General features: G+C 69.3%; 16 protein-coding genes. 13 read left to right on the top strand and 3 right to left on the bottom strand.

All coding sequences use genetic code 11. The annotated features are described in order from the left end of the window. Nucleotides 1–139: 139 nt before the first annotated feature. Nucleotides 140–832: a hemerythrin domain-containing protein gene (locus tag ACFYMC_RS18080; protein WP_388525820.1), complete on the bottom strand. Its 693-nt coding sequence runs from the start codon at nt 830–832 to the stop codon at nt 140–142. 150 nt (nt 833–982) lie between these two features. Then, nucleotides 983–1,426 carry an SRPBCC family protein gene (locus ACFYMC_RS18075; RefSeq protein ID WP_388525817.1) on the bottom strand — a complete coding sequence of 148 codons (444 nt, stop codon included), beginning with the start codon at nt 1,424–1,426 and terminating at the stop codon, nt 983–985. Nucleotides 1,427–1,693: 267 nt separating this feature from the next. On the opposite strand from ACFYMC_RS18075, the gene ACFYMC_RS18070 reads away from it, so the two are divergent. From ACFYMC_RS18070 to pssA, 12 genes are all read left to right on the top strand, one after another. Then, nucleotides 1,694–3,271 carry an alpha/beta hydrolase gene (locus ACFYMC_RS18070; RefSeq protein ID WP_388525815.1) on the top strand — a complete coding sequence of 526 codons (1,578 nt, stop codon included), beginning with the start codon at nt 1,694–1,696 and terminating at the stop codon, nt 3,269–3,271. A 290-nt stretch (nt 3,272–3,561) separates the two neighbouring features. Then, on the top strand, nt 3,562–4,110 hold the full coding sequence (locus tag ACFYMC_RS18065) for a GNAT family N-acetyltransferase (RefSeq protein ID WP_388525812.1): 549 nt from the start codon (nt 3,562–3,564) through the stop codon (nt 4,108–4,110). A 17-nt stretch (nt 4,111–4,127) separates the two neighbouring features. Next, entirely contained in the window at nt 4,128–4,703 is a 576-nt protein-coding gene (locus ACFYMC_RS18060) for a HEAT repeat domain-containing protein (RefSeq protein ID WP_388525809.1), read from the top strand. 347 nt (nt 4,704–5,050) lie between these two features. Beyond that, the gene (locus ACFYMC_RS18055) at nt 5,051–6,862 is read left to right on the top strand and encodes a 3-hydroxyacyl-CoA dehydrogenase family protein (RefSeq protein ID WP_388525806.1); all 1,812 of its coding nucleotides are present in this window, start codon (nt 5,051–5,053) and stop codon (nt 6,860–6,862) included. A gap of 115 nt (nt 6,863–6,977) precedes the next feature. Beyond that, nucleotides 6,978–7,859 (top strand): TetR family transcriptional regulator, encoded by an 882-nt coding sequence (locus tag ACFYMC_RS18050; RefSeq protein WP_388525803.1) that lies wholly within the window; start codon nt 6,978–6,980, stop codon nt 7,857–7,859. 452 nt (nt 7,860–8,311) lie between these two features. Beyond that, complete coding sequence (gene ccrA, locus ACFYMC_RS18045; RefSeq protein WP_388525800.1) at nt 8,312–9,649, top strand: crotonyl-CoA carboxylase/reductase; 1,338 nt, start codon at nt 8,312–8,314, stop codon at nt 9,647–9,649. 21 nt (nt 9,650–9,670) lie between these two features. Next, the gene (locus ACFYMC_RS18040) at nt 9,671–11,722 is read left to right on the top strand and encodes a protein meaA (protein ID WP_388525797.1); all 2,052 of its coding nucleotides are present in this window, start codon (nt 9,671–9,673) and stop codon (nt 11,720–11,722) included. Beyond that, a complete protein-coding gene (locus ACFYMC_RS18035) occupies nt 11,719–12,693 on the top strand; it encodes an HpcH/HpaI aldolase/citrate lyase family protein (RefSeq protein ID WP_388525794.1) in 975 nt (324 codons plus the stop codon). Before ACFYMC_RS18040 ends, ACFYMC_RS18035 begins: the two co-directional genes overlap by 4 nt. 15 nt (nt 12,694–12,708) lie before the next feature. Next, nucleotides 12,709–13,233, top strand: coding sequence for a MaoC family dehydratase (locus tag ACFYMC_RS18030; protein WP_388525791.1), 525 nt, complete (start codon nt 12,709–12,711; stop codon nt 13,231–13,233). A 2-nt stretch (nt 13,234–13,235) separates the two neighbouring features. Continuing rightward, nucleotides 13,236–14,450, top strand: coding sequence for an acyl-CoA dehydrogenase family protein (locus ACFYMC_RS18025; protein WP_388525789.1), 1,215 nt, complete (start codon nt 13,236–13,238; stop codon nt 14,448–14,450). A 171-nt stretch (nt 14,451–14,621) separates the two neighbouring features. Further along, entirely contained in the window at nt 14,622–15,278 is a 657-nt protein-coding gene (locus ACFYMC_RS18020; RefSeq protein ID WP_388525786.1) for a phosphatidylserine decarboxylase, read from the top strand. After that, entirely contained in the window at nt 15,265–16,116 is an 852-nt protein-coding gene (pssA, locus tag ACFYMC_RS18015) for a CDP-diacylglycerol--serine O-phosphatidyltransferase (RefSeq protein ID WP_388525783.1), read from the top strand. The genes ACFYMC_RS18020 and pssA overlap by 14 nt, the downstream gene beginning before the upstream one ends. A 141-nt stretch (nt 16,117–16,257) precedes the next feature. Here the strand turns inward: pssA and ACFYMC_RS18010 are convergent, their stop codons facing one another. Further along, nucleotides 16,258–17,412, bottom strand: coding sequence for a glycerate kinase (locus tag ACFYMC_RS18010; protein WP_388525780.1), 1,155 nt, complete (start codon nt 17,410–17,412; stop codon nt 16,258–16,260). Between the two features lie 143 nt (nt 17,413–17,555). Between ACFYMC_RS18010 and ACFYMC_RS18005 the strand changes: the two genes are divergently transcribed. Further along, nucleotides 17,556–19,274 carry a BCCT family transporter gene (locus ACFYMC_RS18005; protein ID WP_388525777.1) on the top strand — a complete coding sequence of 573 codons (1,719 nt, stop codon included), beginning with the start codon at nt 17,556–17,558 and terminating at the stop codon, nt 19,272–19,274. The last annotated feature ends 33 nt before the right edge of the window (nt 19,275–19,307 follow it).

Raw genomic sequence — 19,307 nt, 5'->3', positions numbered from 1 at the left:
GCCCCTCCAACGCCTTGCCGGGCCCGCGGGGGTCGTGGACCGGACCGTCGAGAACCGTCAGCGCTCCCACACGCAGGTGGGCCGATGACGCAGGCCGCTGCGCCACGTCCCCCACACCGGGGCGCCTCACGGCGTGCGACTACGGAACTGACGGAGTTGCACAGGCCATTGCCCGGAGCGTAGCTCCGAACTGCAGCAGGAGTTGAGGGCGGGCGGCGCGCACCGGCGCAGGGAAGTGCTCGACCAGGAGGTCAGCGCCGGGAGCCGGCTCCGGCTCGGCGAGCAGGCCGAAGACGAGGTGGGCCCCGAACCGCGGCCCCCCTTCGATGATCGCTCTGCGCAGACGGTCGATCTCGGGTCCCGGCACCCCGGGGAAGAGGTCGCGTACAGCCGGCTCCTCGTTGCGGAGGTGGGCGGCGAGCACATCGCGTACCTGGCGGGCGGCAACGGCACCGTCGCGGGCGGTGCGCCCGTTTGGGGGACGCGAGCGGTCCTCCGCCGCGAGGGACTCGGTCACCCTGGCCAGTCTGCCGAGCGCCTGGTCGAGTTCCTCGTGCTCGGCCGCGAGCGCCTCGAAGCCCTCCGCGGCCTCGGGGTACAGGGAGATGAGCTCGGGCCAGAACAACTCGTCCTCGCAGGCATGGTGATGGTGGGTGAACTCGATCAGCCAGCGGGTGCTCTCGACGAGGGCGTCCACGCTGACCTCATCCACGCCTTCGGCGAGGCGGCCGAAGCCCCCGGCGACCAGCTCCGCGCCTCGGCGCAGGATCGTGTGCACCGCGAGGAACTCCTCGTACATGCGGGCGCCGGGACTTGCGGTGGGCTCACTCATGGACGCTCCAGTTCTCGGCACGGTCGGCACGGCGGGACCCACTGTGCCGAGAGCACCAACGGCAAGGCAACGTGGTCAAGTTGTCGCCACCCGAGCGCCCCGTGCAGGACCACCCGAACCGGTGATCCGCACGGGGCGGTCCGGGCCCGCTCAGCCCTCCACTTCGGCGGCCAGGCGTTCCAGCACCGAGTCGTAGATGCGGGCCAGGCCCTTGGGAGCGAAGGTCCGCTCGAAGAAGCCGCCGATGCCGGTCGCGCCGTTCCAGACGGTGGTGACCACCGCGCGGGAGCTGCCCTCGCCGGCCGGGGTGACGGTCCAGGTGGTGACCATCGAGGAGTTGCGGTCCTTCTCCATGAGCTGGCCGTCGGTGGGCTCGGTGACCTCCAGCAGGCAGTCGCGGATGCGCTTGCTGGTGGCCTGGAGCTTCCAGTGCACGAGGGTGCCCTCGCCGTCACCGCCTTCGCGCACTTCGTACTCGCTGAAGTGCTCGGGAAGCAGCTTGGCCCGGGTACCGGCGTAGTCCGCCAGGGTGTCGAACACCTTCTCCGGGTCGGCCGCGATGATTCGCTCCGTGGTGGCCTCGACCTGCGCCATGCCCTGTTCCTCCAGCACTCGTTCCGGCAATCGGGGGCACAGCCAACCACCTCGGGCCCGGCCGCCCAAATCCGGCCCTTCGCCATGAGCCGAACGTTCGTTCCACTCGCCGGGTTCTCAAGGTGCACCTGTGCCAGCGGCCGAACGGGTTCCGGCAGCCGGGCGCTGAAGCATCATCACATCGGGCCAATTCGGGGCACTTCTCCGACTGACTGCTGGGATTTCCGGGACGATTCCGCCCAGACCCCGGCGGCTGGGAGGCCCCCTTTGATGAAGCGCGCAGCAGTTCTCTTGTCGGTCGCCACCGTGTTGGCGGGCACCGTGGCCGCTGCCCCCGGAGCCCAGGGGCCGGCGGCAGCCGCGGGCGCCGGAAAGGGCGTCGTATGGCAGAAGTGCGCCACTCCCCGGTACCCGACCCTTCAGTGCGCCAGTGTCGCTGTACCCCTGGACCACGACCGACCCGCCGGCCGTCGGATCTCCCTCGCGCTGACCCGGGTGCCTCACACGGCCAAGAAGTCCCAGGGGCCCCTGTTGGTCAACCCCGGCGGTCCGGGTGGCAGCGGTCGCGCACTGGCCGGATTCATCGCTTCCGCGCTACCGCGGGAAGTGGCCGCCCAGTACGACGTGATCGGGTTCGACCCACGGGGAGTCGGCCGCAGCGAGCCGACCCTGGACTGCGCCACCGGCCACTTCGAAGCCGTGCGCCCCGATTCGGTTCCGCACAGCGCGGACGACGAGCGGGCCAACCTCCGACGCGCCCAAGGGTTCGCCCAGGGCTGTGCCGCCAAGCACGGCGACGTACTGCCGTTCATCGATACGGTCAGCGCGGCGAAGGACCTGGACGTGGTGCGCGCCGCGCTCGGCGCACCGCGGATCAACTACCTGGGGTACTCCTACGGCACCTACCTGGGAGCGGTGTACGCACGGCTCTTCCCCCAGCGGGTGCGGCGCCTGGTGCTCGACTCGATGGTCGACCCCACGGGGGTCTGGTACCAGGCCAACCTCGCCCAGGACTCCGCGTTCGATGCCCGTCACAAGGCCTTCCTCGCCTGGGTGGCGCGCCACGACGACCGCTACGGCCTGGGCAGCGACCCGCAGGAGGTCGAAGACGCGTGGTACCGGATGCGCAACGACCTGCGACACGCGCCCGCCGGCGGGGAGGTCGGCCCGTCCGAACTGGAGGACACCTTCCTGCCGGGCGGCTACTACAACGGCTACTGGCCGCATCTGGCCGAGGCCTTCGCGGCGTACTGGCGCGGTGAGAGCAAACCCCTCGTGGAGGCGTACCGGAAGTTCGGCGCTGTGGACCCTGCCGCCGGCAACAGCTACAGCGTCTACACAGCCGTGCAGTGCCGGGACTCGGCCTGGCCTCGGGAGTGGTCCCGCTGGCGGGCCGACATGTGGGACACCCACGCGAAGGCGCCCTTCATGACGTGGAACAACGCCTGGTACAACGCTCCTTGTGCGTTCTGGTCGGTGCCCGCCCAAACCCCGCCTGACGTGGCCAACGAGCAACTGCCGCCCGCCCTGCTCTTCCAGGCCACCGAGGACGCGGCGACCCCCTACGAAGGCGCGTTGGAGATGCATCGCAAGTTGGCCGGGTCCAGCCTCGTCGTCGAGAGCGGGGGCGGCAACCACGGCATCGCGCTGAGCGGAAACTCCTGCCTGGACGCACACCTGGTGCGGTACTTGACGGACGGGCGGGTGCCACGCTCCGCACAGGGGCCGGTGGACGCGAGCTGCCCCGCCCAACCCGAACCGACCCCGACACCGGCCACCCGAGCGGTGGTCGGGGCGAACGTGGGCGGCGCCACGCTGCACGGCCTCCTCGGCTTCCGTCCCTGACCCTGACCAAGCGCCCCGGTCCCCGCGGAAATCCGTTGTACGCACGGTTCCGCGGGGCACAAGATGGCGATCATGAGTCTCCTCCTGAGGGGCCGTGCGTCCCGCACCGGCCACGATCCGTCCGGCAGCCGCCCGCCGAGCGCGTCCCACCACGCCTGGCGCCGCGCATCACACACGGACGGGTCGCTCGGCTCCCGGACGCAGGCGGGTGCGCCCGGCAACGCGGCGGTCCGCGGTGCCAGCCGCCTCGGACCGGGCGGGGGCTCCCCCGCACGCCCGGGGGGCCGGGCATGACGGTGCGCGTCCGCCCGATGGCCCCCGAGGACGCCCGCGCGGTGGCCACCGCCCGCACCCTCGGCTGGCAGCGCAGCTACGCCGGCCACGTACCGCAGGTGTACCTCGACGCCATGGACATCGCCGCGGACACCGAGGTGCGCCGCCGGCACCTGACGGAGGCCGCACCGGGAGTGGTGCACCTGGTCGCCGAGCGGCACGGGAAGGTCATCGGGTGGGCCTGCGCCGGACCCTACCGAGGGGGCCAAGGCGAGCCGGCTCCCGACGCGGAGGGCGAGGTCTACGCCCTGTACGTGCACCCCGACCATCAGCGCTCCGGTGCCGGTCGGGCCCTGCTCCGGGCCGCTGTGGACCTCTGCGCCGCCGCGGGCCGCCGGCGGACCCGGCTGTGGGTGCTGGAGGGCAACCGCACCGCCCGCGCCTTCTACGAGCGATACGGCTTCACCTTCGACGGGGCCAGTGACTGCTTCGAGATCGAAGGCACCGCGGTCCACGAGGTCCGCTACACCCGGGACGGGGATTTCGGCCCTGAGCGGGCTGGTTGACGCCTACCGTGGGCAGGGTGGATGAGCAGCTGAGGACACTCGGTGCCCGGGTGCGGGCGGAGGCGGCGCTGGAGGGTCGGGGGGCCACCTGCGGCTGGCTGTTGACGGAGGCGGGGACCGAGGACCTGGCCGGCGTCCTGACCTCGGCCGGTCAGCCTCTGTGGGCCCTGGAGACCGCTGCCTTCCGGCTGGGCTGCGCGGGCGACCGGCGGGCCTTCGAAGCCCTGGTGTTACTGCTCAACCACCGGGATCCGCCGCGTTGTGCGAGCGCGGCCCACGCACTGGCCCGGCTCGGTGATCCGCGCACCGCGAGGGCCGCGGCGGCCCTGGCCACCAATGCGCTGCGCACCGCCTACGCCCTGCAACCCGTGCGGCTGCTGGCCGCCCTGCGGGCGCCCGAGTCGGTCCCCGCCCTGACGGCGACGCTGGAGCGGCTGCTCACGCCGCACGACCCTTACTGGCGGGTGGCGTTGGCCTGTGTCGAGGGGCTCGGGGAGCTCGCCGATCCCAGCTCCCGGCCGGTTCTCACCCGGGCACAGGCGCATCCGAGGCTGGCCCGGGCCGCGACGCTGGCCCTGCGCCGGCTGCCCTGACCGGCTCCGCCGGCCCAGATGACAGCTCCCCTCCCCTGGCGCCCGGGGTTACTCACGGGTTAGTCTCTGCTCAGGTGATTCTCCAGCCGTCACCACGGCGGCGGAATCTCCTCCTTGACGCGGCCTGGTGACGCAGCCGCTTCGAGTGCCGGTCGGTTCGGCAACGCGTACGACGCGGCTCCGGGACAGAGCCCGTCGGTTCCCCTCTCCCAGCATCCGCACGCCGTGCGCCTCGGGCGCACTGGGTCTTTCCGCGGTGTGTTCGGCCCTCCTCGGGGCCCCTGTCACCCGCGCGGTGCCCGTGTGCGTTCCCTCTGCCAGTCGTCACTCATCCACTGGAGTCCGTGATGGACCATCAGTCCACCCTCTCCGCGTCCTCTTCCCTCTCCTTGTCCACCGTGGCCGTCGTCGGTCTCGGCACCATGGGCGCTGGCATCGCCGAGGTTCTGGCACGCGCCGGCCGCGAGGTCATCGGCATCGACACCGACGAGAGCGCGGCCCGCCGCGCGGTCGCCGCGCTGGAAGCCGCCACCGCACGCTCGGTGGCCAAGGAACGCCTCACCGAGCAGGAGCGCCTGAACATCCTGTCGCGGTTCAGGATCTTCGGTGAACTGGAGGCGGCGGCCGTCGCCGACCTCGTCATCGAGGTGGTCCCCGAGTCCTACGAGGCCAAGCAGCAGGTGTTCGCGGCGCTCGACCTCATCGTGCGTCCGGACGCCATCGTGGCCACCGGCACCAACGCGCTGAGCGTGACCCGGCTGGCGGCCGAGTCGGCGCACCCCGAGCGGGTTCTCGGCCTGCACTTCTTCAACCCCGCCCCGACCATGCGGTTGGTGGAGATCGTCTCCTCCGTCCTCACCGACCCCCGGGCCGTGGACTGCGTGACCGCCCTATGCGCCGAGCTGGGCAAGGAGCCGGTCGCGGCTGGTGACCGTCCCGGCTTCGTCGCGGACGGCCTGCTCTTCGGCTACCTCAATCAGGCCGCCGCGATGTACGAGGCGAAGTACGCCTCCCGGGAGGACATCGACGCCGCCATGAAGCTGGGCTGCGGCCTGCCGATGGGCCCGCTCGCGCTGCTCGACCTGATCGGCATCGACACCGCCCGGACCGTCCTGGAGGCCATGTACGCCTCCTCCCGGGACCGGCTGCACGCTCCCGCCCCGATCCTCGGCCAGCTGGCCGAGGCTGGGCTGACCGGCCGCAAGGCGGGCCGCGGCTTCTACAGCTACGAGGCGCCGGGCAGTCCCGTGGTGGTGCGTGACGCGCTCAGTGCGCCGGAGGCCGGGGCGCACGGCGAGGGCCGTGCGGTGTCCCGGGTGGGCGTGGCCGGCTCGGGCACGATGGCCAGCGGAATCGCCGAGGTGTTCGCCAAGGCCGGCTACGAGGTGGTGCTGGCGGCTCGCAGCGAGGACAAGGCGGCCACGGCGAAGGCCCGGATCGCCAAGTCCCTTGCCCGCTCGGTGGACAAGGGACGGATGACTGGGCAGGCCCGGGACGAGGTGTTGGCGCGGATCACCCCGGCCGGGTCGCTGGACTCCTTCGCCGAGGTCGACCTGGCCGTGGAGGCGGTCGCCGAGGACCTGGCTGTCAAGCAGGACCTGTTCGCCACCCTGGACAAGGTGTGCAAGCCGGGGGCGGTGCTCGCCACGACCACCTCCTCACTGCCCGTCGTCGCCTGTGCCCGGGCCACCGCCCGTCCGCAGGACGTGATCGGGATGCACTTCTTCAATCCGGCGCCGGCGATGAAGCTGGTCGAGGTCGTCCGTACGGTGTTGACCGCGGACGACGTGCACGCCACTGTGCGTGCGGTCTGTGCGCGCATCCGCAAGCACCCGGTGGACTGCGGTGACCGGGCCGGGTTCATCGTGAACGCCCTGCTGTTCCCCTACCTGAACAACGCGATCAAGATGGTCCAGGACCACTACGCCTCGCTGGACGAGATCGATGCTGCGATGAAGCTGGGCGGCGGCTACCCGATGGGGCCCTTCGAACTGCTCGATGTGGTCGGTCTCGATGTGTCGCTGGCCATCGAGAAGGTGCTGCACCGGGAGTTCCGGGACCCGGGCCTGGCGCCGGCTCCCCTGTTGGAGCACCTGGTCGCGGCCGGCTGCCTGGGCCGCAAGACCGGTCGCGGCTTCCGTGAGTACGCCCGGCGCTAGCCGAGGCGCGCAAGAGCAGGATGCGTGGGGGGGACTCCTCGGGCCCGGCGGGCGGGCCCAACCCTCAGAGGGTCCTCCCCCGCATCCACCCCCTCAGGCGCGTTCTCCAGCGCAGATGCAGTACGTTCGCCTTATGTCCCAGTCCGCCAAGACCTCCCGATCAGCCGCCGCGCCAGAAGCCACCGAGAGCGCCGCGGGGTCGCGGGCCGCAGCCCAGCGTCTGAAGATGCGCCGTGAGCTCGCCACCGCCGCTATGGAGCTGTTCGCGACCAAGGGTTACGAGGCGACGACCGTCGATGAGATCGCGGCGGCGGCCGGGGTCGCCCGGCGCACCTTCTTCCGTCACTTCCGCTCCAAGGAAGAGGCGATCTTCCCCGACCACGACGACACGCTGACCCGGGCCGAGGCGGTGCTGGATGCGGCTCCGGTGGACGAGCACCCGCTGGACACCGTGTGCCGGGGCATCAAGGAGGTCATGCGCATGTACGCGGCCTCACCTGCGGTGTCCGTGGAGCGCTACCGGCTGACCCGCGAGGTGCCCACGCTTCGGGAGCGGGAGATCGCCTCGGTCGCCCGCTATGAGCGGCTGTTCACTCGCTATCTGCTGGCTCATTTCGACGAGCGCGACCACCACGACGGCAATGACGACCCGCTGCTGGCCGAGGTCGCCGCCTCCGCGGTGGTCACCGCTCACAATCACGTGTTGCGCCGTTGGCTGCGGGCGGGCGGCCAGGGAGACGTGGAGCGCCAGCTCGACCACGCCTTCGGGATCGTGCGGCAGACTTTCGGCTCGGGAATCGGCGCGGGCCGCGGTCATGGGGGGCGGACCGGCGCGGCGGAACCGTCGGAAGTGTCGGGCGGAGCGGAGCCGAGGGCCGCGGGCACGCCGGCGGCGCGGATCGCGACCCACGCGGACGTTCTGGTCACGGTGGCCCGGACGGACGCACCTCTGGATGAGGTCATGCGCACCATCGAGGACGCGCTCAGGAACCGCTGAGCCTGAAGTGGCACCGGTCGTCCAGGCCGCCCCCTGAGTCTTGGGGGGCGGCCTTTTCTTATGTCCGGAGATGTGCCTACTCGTGAGTAGCTTTGATCGATCATCGCTCATCTGCGCAGGTCAATGGGCAAATGAGAGAAACTTTTGGCACGCAGTGCCTTGCCGAGTGACACGGGGTGCCATACGTTGAAGTGGTCCGAGCGGCCGATGCGCGCAGACCTCTCACACATCGGCTGTCCCCGCAGTCCACACGTTGGCTGTGCGCCCGGACGCCTGCGTCACAGGCACCCTCAAGCGCCCCACCAGGCGCTGCCACAGCACCGCAAGCCCCCTCAGCCGAACCGACGGCACACCTCCAAGCACCACCCTTCGAAGTCCCCTCAGCGTCTCCCTCAAGCCAAGACGCGCTTCGCCCCCAGACTCCGTCCGGGGGGACCCACTGGAGGCACCACGTGAAGGAAATCCTGGACGCGATTCAGTCGCAGGCCGCCACGCCCGCAGACTTCGCGAACCTGAAGCTGCCCGACTCGTACCGCGCGGTCACCGTGCACAAGGACGAAATGGAGATGTTCGCCGGACTCAGCACCCGGGAGAAGGACCCGCGCAAGTCGCTCCACCTGGACCAGGTGCCGGTCCCCGAGCTCGGCCCCGGCGAAGCCCTGGTGGCGGTCATGGCCTCCTCGGTCAACTACAACTCCGTGTGGACCTCGATCTTCGAGCCCGTGTCCACCTTCGGCTTCCTGGAGCGCTACGGGCGCCTGTCGGAGCTGACCAAGCGCCACGACCTGCCGTACCACGTCATCGGCTCCGACCTCGCGGGCGTGGTCCTGCGCACCGGGCCGGGCGTGAACGCCTGGCGGCCGGGCGACGAAGTCGTCGCGCACTGCCTGTCGGTCGAGCTGGAGTCCTCCGACGGCCACAACGACACCATGCTCGACCCCGAGCAGCGGATCTGGGGCTTCGAGACGAACTTCGGCGGTCTCGCCGAGATCGCCCTGGTCAAGTCCAACCAGCTGATGCCCAAGCCGGACCACCTCTCCTGGGAGGAGGCAGCCGCCCCCGGGCTGGTCAACTCCACCGCCTACCGGCAGCTGGTCTCGCGCAACGGCGCCGGGATGAAGCAGGGCGACAACGTCCTGATCTGGGGAGCCAGCGGTGGACTGGGCAGCTACGCCACCCAGTTCGCGCTGGCCGGCGGCGCCAACCCGATCTGCGTGGTCTCCAGCGAGCAGAAGGCGGACATCTGCCGGGCCATGGGCGCGACCGCGATCATCGACCGCAACGCCGAGGGCTACAAGTTCTGGAAGGACGAGCACAACCAAGACCCCAAGGAGTGGAAGCGCTTCGGCAAGCGCATCCGCGAACTCACCGGCGGCGAGGACGTCGACATCGTCTTCGAACACCCCGGTCGAGAGACCTTCGGCGCGAGCGTGTACGTCACGCGCAAGGGCGGCACCATCGTCACCTGCGCCTCGACCTCGGGGTACCACCACGAGTACGACAACCGCTACCTGTGGATGTCGCTCAAGAAGATCATCGGCTCCCACTTCGCCAACTACCGCGAGGCCTGGGAGGCCAACCGGCTGATCGCCAAGGGCAAGATCCACCCGACCCTCTCCAAGGTCTACTCCCTGGAAGAGACCGGCCAGGCCGCCTACGACGTCCACCGCAACCTCCACCAGGGCAAGGTCGGCGTCCTCGCACTGGCCCCCGAGGAAGGCCTCGGGGTCCGTGACCACGAGATGCGCGCCACGCACCTCGACGCGATCAACCGCTTCCGCAACATCTAAGGTCTAAGGCTGAGTGCGTAGATGACAGAGCGTCAGAAGGATCGGCCGTGGCTCATGCGGACCTACGCCGGCCACTCCACAGCCGAGGCGTCCAACGAGCTGTACCGCCGCAACCTCGCCAAGGGGCAGACGGGCCTTTCGGTGGCCTTCGACCTGCCCACGCAGACCGGCTACGACCCCGACCACATCCTCGCCCGAGGTGAGGTCGGCCGAGTGGGCGTTCCGGTCTCGCATCTGGGCGACATGCGGCGGCTGTTCCAGGACATCCCCCTGGAGCAGATGAACACCTCGATGACCATCAACGCCACCGCCATGTGGCTGCTGGCGCTCTATCAGGTGGTCGCCGAGGAGCAGGGTGCCGACATCACCAAGCTCCAGGGCACCACCCAGAACGACATCGTCAAGGAGTACCTCTCCCGCGGAACGCACGTCTTCCCGCCGGGTCCGAGCCTGCGCCTGACCACGGACATGATCGCGTACACCGTCAACCACATCCCCAAGTGGAATCCGATCAACATCTGCAGCTACCACCTCCAGGAGGCGGGGGCCACACCGGTCCAGGAGATCTCGTACGCCATGTCCACCGCGATCGCGGTGCTTGACTCGGTCCGCGATTCGGGCCAGGTTCCCCCGGAGCGTTTCGGCGAGGTGGTCGCGCGCATCTCCTTCTTCGTCAATGCCGGCGTCCGCTTCATCGAGGAAATGTGCAAGATGCGCGCCTTCGGCCGCATCTGGGACAAGGTCACTCGGGAGCGGTACGGGATCGAGGACGCCAAGCAGCGCCGCTTCCGCTACGGCGTGCAGGTCAACTCGCTCGGCCTGACCGAGGCGCAGCCGGAGAACAACGTGCAGCGCATCGTCCTGGAGATGCTGGCCGTCACCCTCTCCAAGGACGCCCGAGCCCGCGCCGTCCAGCTGCCCGCGTGGAACGAGGCCCTGGGCCTGCCACGCCCCTGGGACCAGCAGTGGTCGCTGCGCATCCAGCAGGTGCTCGCGCACGAGAGCGACCTGCTGGAGTACGAGGACATCTTCGAGGGCTCCCACGTCATCGAGGCGAAGGTCAGCGCCCTGGAAGAGCAGTGTCTGGCCGAGATCGACCGGATCCAGGAGATGGGCGGGGCGATGGCGGCCGTCGAGTCCGGCTACCTGAAGTCCCAACTGGTCTCCTCGCACGCCGAGCGACGCGCCCGTATCGAGGCCGGAGACGAGAAGGTCATCGGCGTCAACATCTTCGAAGGCACCGAGCCCAACCCGCTCACCGCCGACCTGGACACCGCGATCATGACGGTGGACGGGGCAGTGGAGGCCGAGGTGGTGGCCGCACTCACCCGCTGGCGCGCCGAGCGCCAGGAAGCCTCCGACCGTCAGGGGCTCGGCGATCCGTTCGTCTTCCCCACGGTGCAACAGTCACTGGAACGGCTCAAGGTGGCCGCGGCCGGTGAGGAGAACCTCATGGAGGCCACCTTGGAGTGCGCCCGCGCGGGCGTCACGACCGGCGAGTGGGCCTGGGCACTGCGTGAGGTGTTCGGCGAGTTCCGAGCCCCCACCGGGGTCTCCTCCGCGCCTTTGGCAGTGACGGCCGAGGCCGGCACCCCGCTGGCCGAGGTGCGCGAGAAGGTGGCCCGGACCGCGAAGGACCTCGGCGCCGGCCGGCTACGCCTCCTGGTGGGCAAACCCGGCCTGGACGGCCACTCCAACGGCGCCGAGCAGATCGCCGTACGGGCCCGGGACGCCGGCTTCGAGGTGGTCTACCAGGGGATCCGGCTGACCCCGGAGCAGATCGTGTCCGCAGCCCTGGCAGAGGACGTGCACTGCGTCGGACTCTCGATCCTCTCCGGTTCGCACTGCGAGCTGGTACCGGACGTACTGGACAGGCTGCGGACCGCCGGCGCGGGCGATCTGCCGGTCATCGTCGGCGGGATCATCCCCAACGCCGACGCGGAGCAGCTGCGTGCGGCCGGAGTGGCCGCCGTGTTCACCCCTAAGGACTTCGGTATTACGGAGATCATCGGCCGTATCGTCGATGAGATCCGGAAAGCGAACAAGCTCGACCCTCTGGAGGTCCCCGCATGACCACGCCCATGTCCCCCGTGAACCGGCTGCGCCCGCGCCGTTCCTGCCTGGCCGTACCCGGGTCCAACCCGCGCTTCCTGGAGAAGGCCCAGGGGCTGCCCGCGGACCAGGTCTTCTTGGACCTGGAGGACGCCTGCGCCCCGCTGGCCAAGCCGGAGGCGCGCCACACCATCGTGAAGTTCCTCAACGAGGGCGACTGGACGGGCAAGACCCGCGTGGTACGGGTCAACGACTGGACCACCCACTGGACGTATCGCGACGTGGTCACCGTCGTCGAGGGCGCCGGGCAGAACCTCGACTGCATCATGTTGCCGAAGGTGCAGGACGCCCAGCAGGTGGTGGCGCTCGACCTACTGCTGACGCAGATCGAGAAGACCATGGGCTTCGAGGTCGGCAAGATCGGCATCGAGGCGCAGATCGAGAACGCCAAGGGTCTGGTGAACGTCGACGAGATCGCCGCCGCCTCACCTCGGCTGGAGACCATCATCTTCGGCCCGGCCGACTTCATGGCCTCGATCAACATGAAGTCCCTGGTGGTCGGCATGCAGCCGCCCGGCTATCCCGCGGACGCCTACCACTACATCCTCATGCGCATCCTGATGGCTGCCAGGACGCACAACCTCCAGGCGATCGACGGCCCCTTCCTCCAGATCAAGAACGTCGACGGGTACCGCGAGGTGGCTGGGCGCGCCGCCGCGCTGGGCTTCGACGGCAAGTGGGTGCTGCACCCGGGTCAGGTGGACGCCGCCAATGAGGTCTTCTCCCCCTCCCAGGAGGACTATGACCACGCGGAACTGATTTTGGACGCGTACGAGTGGTGCACCTCGGAAGCCGGCGGCAAGAAGGGCTCGGCGATGCTCGGCGACGAGATGATCGACGAGGCCAGCCGGAAGATGGCACTGGTCATCGCGGGCAAGGGCCGGGCGGCCGGCATGCAGCGCACGTCCAAGTTCGAGATCCCCACGGCCTAGAGGAGCCTGAGCCCCATGCAGTTCGGACGCACCTATGAGGAGTTCGAGGTCGGTGCCGTATACAAGCACTGGCCCGGAAAGACGGTCACCGAGTACGACGACCACCTCTTCTGCCTGCTGACCATGAATCACCACCCGCTGCACATGGACAGCAACTACGCCGAGAAGACCACCGACTTCGGCAAGAACGTGGTGGTGGGCAACTACATCTACTCGCTGTTGCTGGGCATGTCGGTGCCGGACGTCTCCGGGAAGGCCATCGCCAACCTGGAGATCGAGTCCCTGCGGCACGTGGCGCCGACCTTCCACGGCGACACCCTCTACGGCGAGACCACGGTCTTGGACAAGACCCCGTCGAAGTCCAAGAACGACCGCGGCATCGTCTACGTGGAGACCAAGGGGTACAAGCAGGACGGCACGTTGGTCTGCGTGTTCCGCCGCAAGGTCATGGTCCCCACCGAGACATACATCAAGGAGCGCGGCGGGGAGCAGCCCGGCCGCCCGGAGCTGAACACCCCCACTAAGAGCGCGGAGAAGTAGCCATGAGCCGACTCGCCCAGACCGCCGGCCTCACCGAGGTCCAGCAGGAGATCCTGTCCACCGTGCGGGACTTCGTGGACAAGGAGATCATTCCGGTCGCCACCGAGCTGGAACACCGCGACGAGTACCCCCAGGCGATCGTCGACGGTCTCAAGGAACTGGGCCTCTTCGGGCTGATGATCCCCGAGGAGTACGGCGGCCTGGGTGAGTCGCTGCTCACCTACGCCCTGTGCGTGGAGGAGATAGCGCGTGGCTGGATGTCGGTCTCCGGCATCATCAACACCCACTTCATCGTGGCGTACATGCTCAAGCAGCACGGCACCCAGGAGCAGAAGGACCACTTCCTGCCACGGATGGCGCTCGGTGAGGTACGCGGCGCGTTCTCGATGTCGGAGCCGGCGCTCGGCTCCGACGTGTCCGCCATCTCCTCGAAGGCGGTCCGAGATGGCGACGAGTACGTGCTGAACGGCCAGAAGATGTGGCTCACGAACGGCGGAACCTCGACCCTGGTGGCCGTGCTGTGCAGAAGTGACGAAGGACACTCCGCTTCGGAGGTGGCCGCTGCGCCGCACCGTTCGATGACGACCTTCCTGGTCGAGAAGGAGCCCGGCTTCGGCGAGGTCCGACCAGGGCTGACCATCCCGGGCAAGATCGATAAGATGGGCTACAAGGGGGTCGACACCACCGAGCTGATCATGGACGGACTGCGCATTCCGGCCGATCGCGTGCTCGGCGGGACCACCGGCCGAGGGTTTTACCAAATGATGGACGGCGTCGAGGTCGGTCGGGTCAACGTCGCCGCCCGCGGCTGCGGGGTCGCCCAGCGGGCCTTTGAGCTGGGTGTCTCCTACGCGCAGCAGCGCCACACCTTCGGCAAGCCGATCGCCCAGCACCAGGCGATCCAGTTCAAGCTGGCCGAGATGGCTACCAAGGTCGAGGCCGCCCATGCGATGATGGTGAACGCAGCACGCAAAAAGGACTCCGGGGAGCGAAACGACCTCGAAGCAGGGATGGCGAAGTACCTCGCCTCCGAGTACTGCAAGGAGGTCGTCGAGGATGCCTTCCGCATCCACGGCGGCTACGGATTCTCGAAGGAGTACGAGATCGAGCGCCTCTACCGGGAGGCGCCGATGCTGCTGATCGGCGAAGGTACCGCCGAAATCCAGAAAATGATCATCGGTCGACGGTTGCTTGAGGAGTATCGAGTTCAGGGCTGAAGGTCCCTTTTGTAGCGGTTTTTCCGCGAAAGGGATCACAGCCGGTCACCGGTTTCGTGCCACCGACTCGGCTTCTGGCTTTCCCTGTTGCTACCGCCACCCGATAGCATCGAGGTCAAAGCCGCCGTCCTCCGTTTCCCAGCGCGGCATCATCCGCTACGAAGGTCATCCATGCCCCACAGCCAAACCTCTGCACCTCGCGTCGGCCCCCTCGGTGGACGCCTCGCGCGCGGAGCATCGCCGTGGCTCCTGCCGACCGTTGCCACCGCGGCACTCAGCCTGACCCGGGCCCGCAAGTCCGGACGCTGGGCCGCGGTGGCCGTGCCCACCACCGCGCTCGCGGCGGGCATGCTGTGGTTCTTCCGCGACCCCGAGCGAGAGATCGCCCAGGGACGGGTCATCTCGCCCGCCGACGGTGTGGTGCAGAGCATCATGCCGTGGAAGGACGGGCGCACCCGCGTCGCCATCTTCATGAGCCCTCTGAACGTCCACGTCAACCGCGCGCCCCTGGCCGGCACGGTGACCTCCGTGGAGCACGTGCCCGGCGGGTTCGTCCCGGCGTTCAACAAGGAGAGCGAGAACAACGAGCGCGTCGTCTGGCACTTCGACACCGAGCTTGGTGACATCGAGATGGTGCAGATCGCCGGCGCGGTGGCGCGCCGGATCGTCCCCTACATCCCGCAGGGGACCAAGGTGGAACAGGGTGACCGCATCGGCCTGATTCGCTTCGGCTCCCGCGTCGACATCTACCTCCCCGAGGGGGTCGAGGTAGCGGTCGAGGTCGGACAGGCCACTACTGCGGGGGTGACTCGAATTGACCGTGACTGACCCGGAGACACAGGCGAGCTGGGTACCGGAGGCCGAGGAGGAGGACGCGGATGACATGCCGCTCTCGCTGCGGCTGTCAATAGCGGACACCCTCACCCTCGGTAACGCCACCTGCGGTTTCATGGCGGTGTACTTCACCACCACCGGAATCCTGATCCCGCACCTCACTGGCAGCGACGAATCCGGCATGGCGCGTCACAGTGCCGCGACCGCGGTGATACTGATGCTGCTCGCCGCGATCTTCGACCTCTGTGACGGGCTGGTGGCGCGCAAGCTCCGCAGCTCCCCCATGGGTGCCGAACTGGACAACCTGTCGGACCTGATCAGCTTCGGATTGGCACCCGCCTACTTCGTGCTCGTCTACGGCATGGTCGCCGACGACGCGCACCAGCGGGTATCGGCACTCGCAGCGATCGTGGTGCTGCTCGCCGTGGTGCTCAGACTCGCCAGATTCAGCTGTGTCACCTTGAAGGACGGCATGTTCCAGGGCATGCCGAGCCCCTTCGGAGCCCTCACGGTGGTCTCCATCGTTCTGCTGGAGCTGCCCTTCGTTCCGACCCTGCTGGCGATCATCGGGGTGGCCTGGCTGATGGTGAGCCGGGTCGAGTACCCCAAGCCGCGAGGCGTCCTCGCGGTGGCGATGCTCAGCTGGATCGTCGGGGCTATGGGCATGCTCGCTGCTTGGGCCTTCGACGCCCCCGGCGGCGAGCTGCTGCTCCAGACCGGGTGCGCCCTGCAGATCGTGATGGCCGCGACCATCCCGCTGTTCGCAACGACCCGCCGGGTGAACACCTTCCGGCACAACCGGCGCGAAGCCCGGGCGGGCCAGCTGCCGTAGCCCACCGGTGGGACCAAGACGTGAGCCCCGCCCTACTCGGGCGGGGCTCACGTCTTCTTCCGTTCGGCTCACAAGCTGGCCGGCGCGGTCCCCGCCGCCAGTGGCTCGCCGCGCTCTCAGCCTCCCCCCGCCCCGAGGACGTCAGCCCCAGAGGTCCCGGGCGATGTCCCGGGCCACCCGTTGCAGCAACGGCCCCGCCTCGGCGATGCACACGGCCGGGTCGGGCTCGATGCCCGTCAAGGGGTAGGCGCGGCGGATGCCCGCGGCTGCCAGGGCCTGCGGGGGCAGGGCCAGCCGGCCACACACCGCCACCACGTCCTTGCCCGCGGCGCGGGCGGCTGCCGCCACCCCAGCCGGAGCCTTGCCGTGCAGCGTCTGCGCGTCGAGCGAACCCTCTCCGGTGATCACCAAGGTGGCTCGCTCCAGGGCCGGACCGAAACCGAGGACGTCCAACATCAACTCAATGCCCGGGCGGAACCGCGCTCCCAGACCGACCAGGGCGCCGTATCCGATGCCGCCGGCACCACCTGCCCCCGGGGCCGCTGCATACTCGGCTGCGCTCGGCCCGACTGCCTTCTCCAGCACCCGCGCGAAGTGCGCCAGGGCGGCGTCCAGGGACGCCACATCCTCGGCAGTGGCGCCCTTCTGCGGCCCGTAGACGGCAGGTGCGCCCTTCGGGCCGGTCAGTGGGTTGTCGACGTCACTGGCCAGGACCAGGTCGACCTCGGCGAACCTCGGGTCGATGCCCGACAGGTCCGCCGAAGCCATCTCGATCAGCGGGCCGCCACCGGGCCCGACGGGCTCGCCCGCAGCATCGAGGAAGCGCGCGCCGAGCGCCGCGAGCATGCCGGCCCCGCCGTCCGTGGTGGCACTGCCACCCACGCCGAAGACGATCTGTCGGGCACCGGCGTCCAGCGCCCCCCGCAACAGTTCACCAGAACCGTAGGTGGTCGCGGTGAGCGGCGCGAAGACCCCCGCGGGAAGGAGTTGGAGCCCGGATGCCTCCGCCATTTCGACCACCGCGGTCCGCCCCCGCAAAGCGAAGGCCGCCACCACCGGCTCGCCCAGAGGGCCGGTAACCCGTACTTCCCGGCGCTCGAACCCGGCCGCCACGGCAGCCGCGACCGTGCCGTCGCCGCCGTCGGCCACCGGCAGGGCCCAGACCTCCAGGCCGGGGACCACCTCGCGTAGTCCGGCCGTCACCCGCTGTGCGACCTGTACGGCCGTGAGCGAGCCCTTGAATTTGTCCGCCGCGATCAGCACGCGCGCGGCCTCAGTTACCGCTCCGTCCGCCACCTTGCTTATCCCTTGCTGTCGAACGTGCAGTCGCGCCGTTCCTGACCTTATCCGGAGCACGGCCCGGTGCCCATGGGTGGCCTGCACCACATACGGCGCGCCACGTCTGTATATCTCTATAAGCGCGGCCATAGTGGGGCCACATGAGCACGGAATCACTGGACCCACCCCTGCCCGACAGTCCGACCGGCCCCCCGGGTGAGGGCGAGCCGGACCGCGTCCTCGTCATCACCGGCGTGACCGTGGTGCTGGCCGTGGTCGCCTGGGCAGCGCTCGCAACGGATTCCTTCGACTCCGTCTCCACCACTTCCCTGAACTGGGTCCTGGAGAACTTCGCCTGGCTGTTCGTCATCGCCGCCGACGTCTTCCTCGTGATGTGCGTGGTCCTCGCGTTCAGCAGGTTCGGGCGGATCCGACTGGGGGCCGACGACTCGGAGCCCGAGTTCACGAACCTGTCATGGGTCGCGATGATGTTCAGCGCCGGCATGGGCATCGGCCTGATGTTCTACGGGGTCGGCGAGCCCCTCCAGCACTACCTCTCGCCACCGCCCGCCAGTGGTGCTGCGCCGCAGACGCCCGCCGCCGCACAGGCCGCGATGGACTACTCCTTCTTCCACTGGACCCTCACCCCCTGGGCGATCTACGGCATCGCCGGGTTGGCGCTGGCCTACGCGGGTTTCCGCAAGGCCCGCGGAAACCGGCTCTCGTCCGCCTTCGTCCCGTTGATCGGCGAGGGTCGGGCGAGGGGTTGGCAGGGGCGGGTCATCGACCTACTCGCCGTCTTCGCCACGGTGTTCGGCACCGCGACCAGCCTCGGCCTGGGCGCCCTCCAGGTAGCCGAGGGTCTGAACCTGACGGCCGGTATCGAGGACTCCACCGGCCTCCAGCTGACGATCATCGGCTCTCTCTCCGCGGCGTTCGTGGTGTCCGCCTTCTCCGGGCTGCACCGGGGCGTGAAGTGGCTGAGCACCATCAACATCGTGCTGGCCGCCTGTCTGGCGCTCTTCGTCTTCCTCGTCGGCCCGACCGTGTACATCCTGGACGTCATCCCGGCCAGCGTGGGCAGCTACCTGCACCAGTTGTTGCCCCTGGCCAGCCGTACCGGGGCCTTCACCGACAGCGCCTGGCTGGGTGCCTGGACGATCTTCTACTGGGCCTGGTGGCTTTCCTGGGCGCCGTTCGTGGGGACCTTCATCGCCCGCATCTCGCGGGGTCGCACCATCCGGGAGTTCCTGGTGGGCGTGTTGCTGGTGCCCAGCGGGGCCACCGTGATCTGGTTCTGCGTCATGGGCGGCACCGCCCTGCGTCTGGACGCCACGGGCGCCGCCGACCTCGCCTCCAAGGTCAGTGAAGGCGCCGAGGCCTCCTTGTTCGCCATGCTCGACGCACTGCCCCTGGGCACCTTGACGTCCTACATCGCGATGCTGCTGGTGATGACCTACTTCGTCACCAGCGCCGACTCCGCCTCTCTGGTCATGGGGTCCCTGACCAGCCGCGGCTCACTGCACCCGCCGACCTGGTTGGTGGTGATCTGGGGGGTGCTCATGGCATCGGTGGCCGCCGTGCTGCTCGTCGCAGGCGGGCTGAAGTCCCTACAGACGGCCACCATCTTGGTGGCGCTGCCCTTCGTGATCGTGATGTTGCTGTTGTGCTGGTCACTGGTCAAGGAAGTGCGGGAGGACCCGGGCGCCGGCCCGGCCCGTCACCACCCGCTGCACGGCGTACGCGACGCGGTACGCGCCATGTTGGGCGAGGCCATGAGCGAGCGTGGCCCGGACCGGCACGCCCGGCTACGGCGTGCCGCCGAGGCCCGGCGGGACCGCGAGGACCCGGGCGAGGTTCCTCGCGGTCCCCAGTACTGAGCGGCGGTCCGCAGGGGCGCGGGCCCGTAGGGT

Source organism: Streptomyces sp. NPDC006879 (assembly GCF_042869595.1).
In the GTDB taxonomy this organism is placed as follows: domain Bacteria; phylum Actinomycetota; class Actinomycetes; order Streptomycetales; family Streptomycetaceae; genus Streptomyces.
This window is presented reverse-complemented; position numbering and strand designations above follow the sequence as displayed.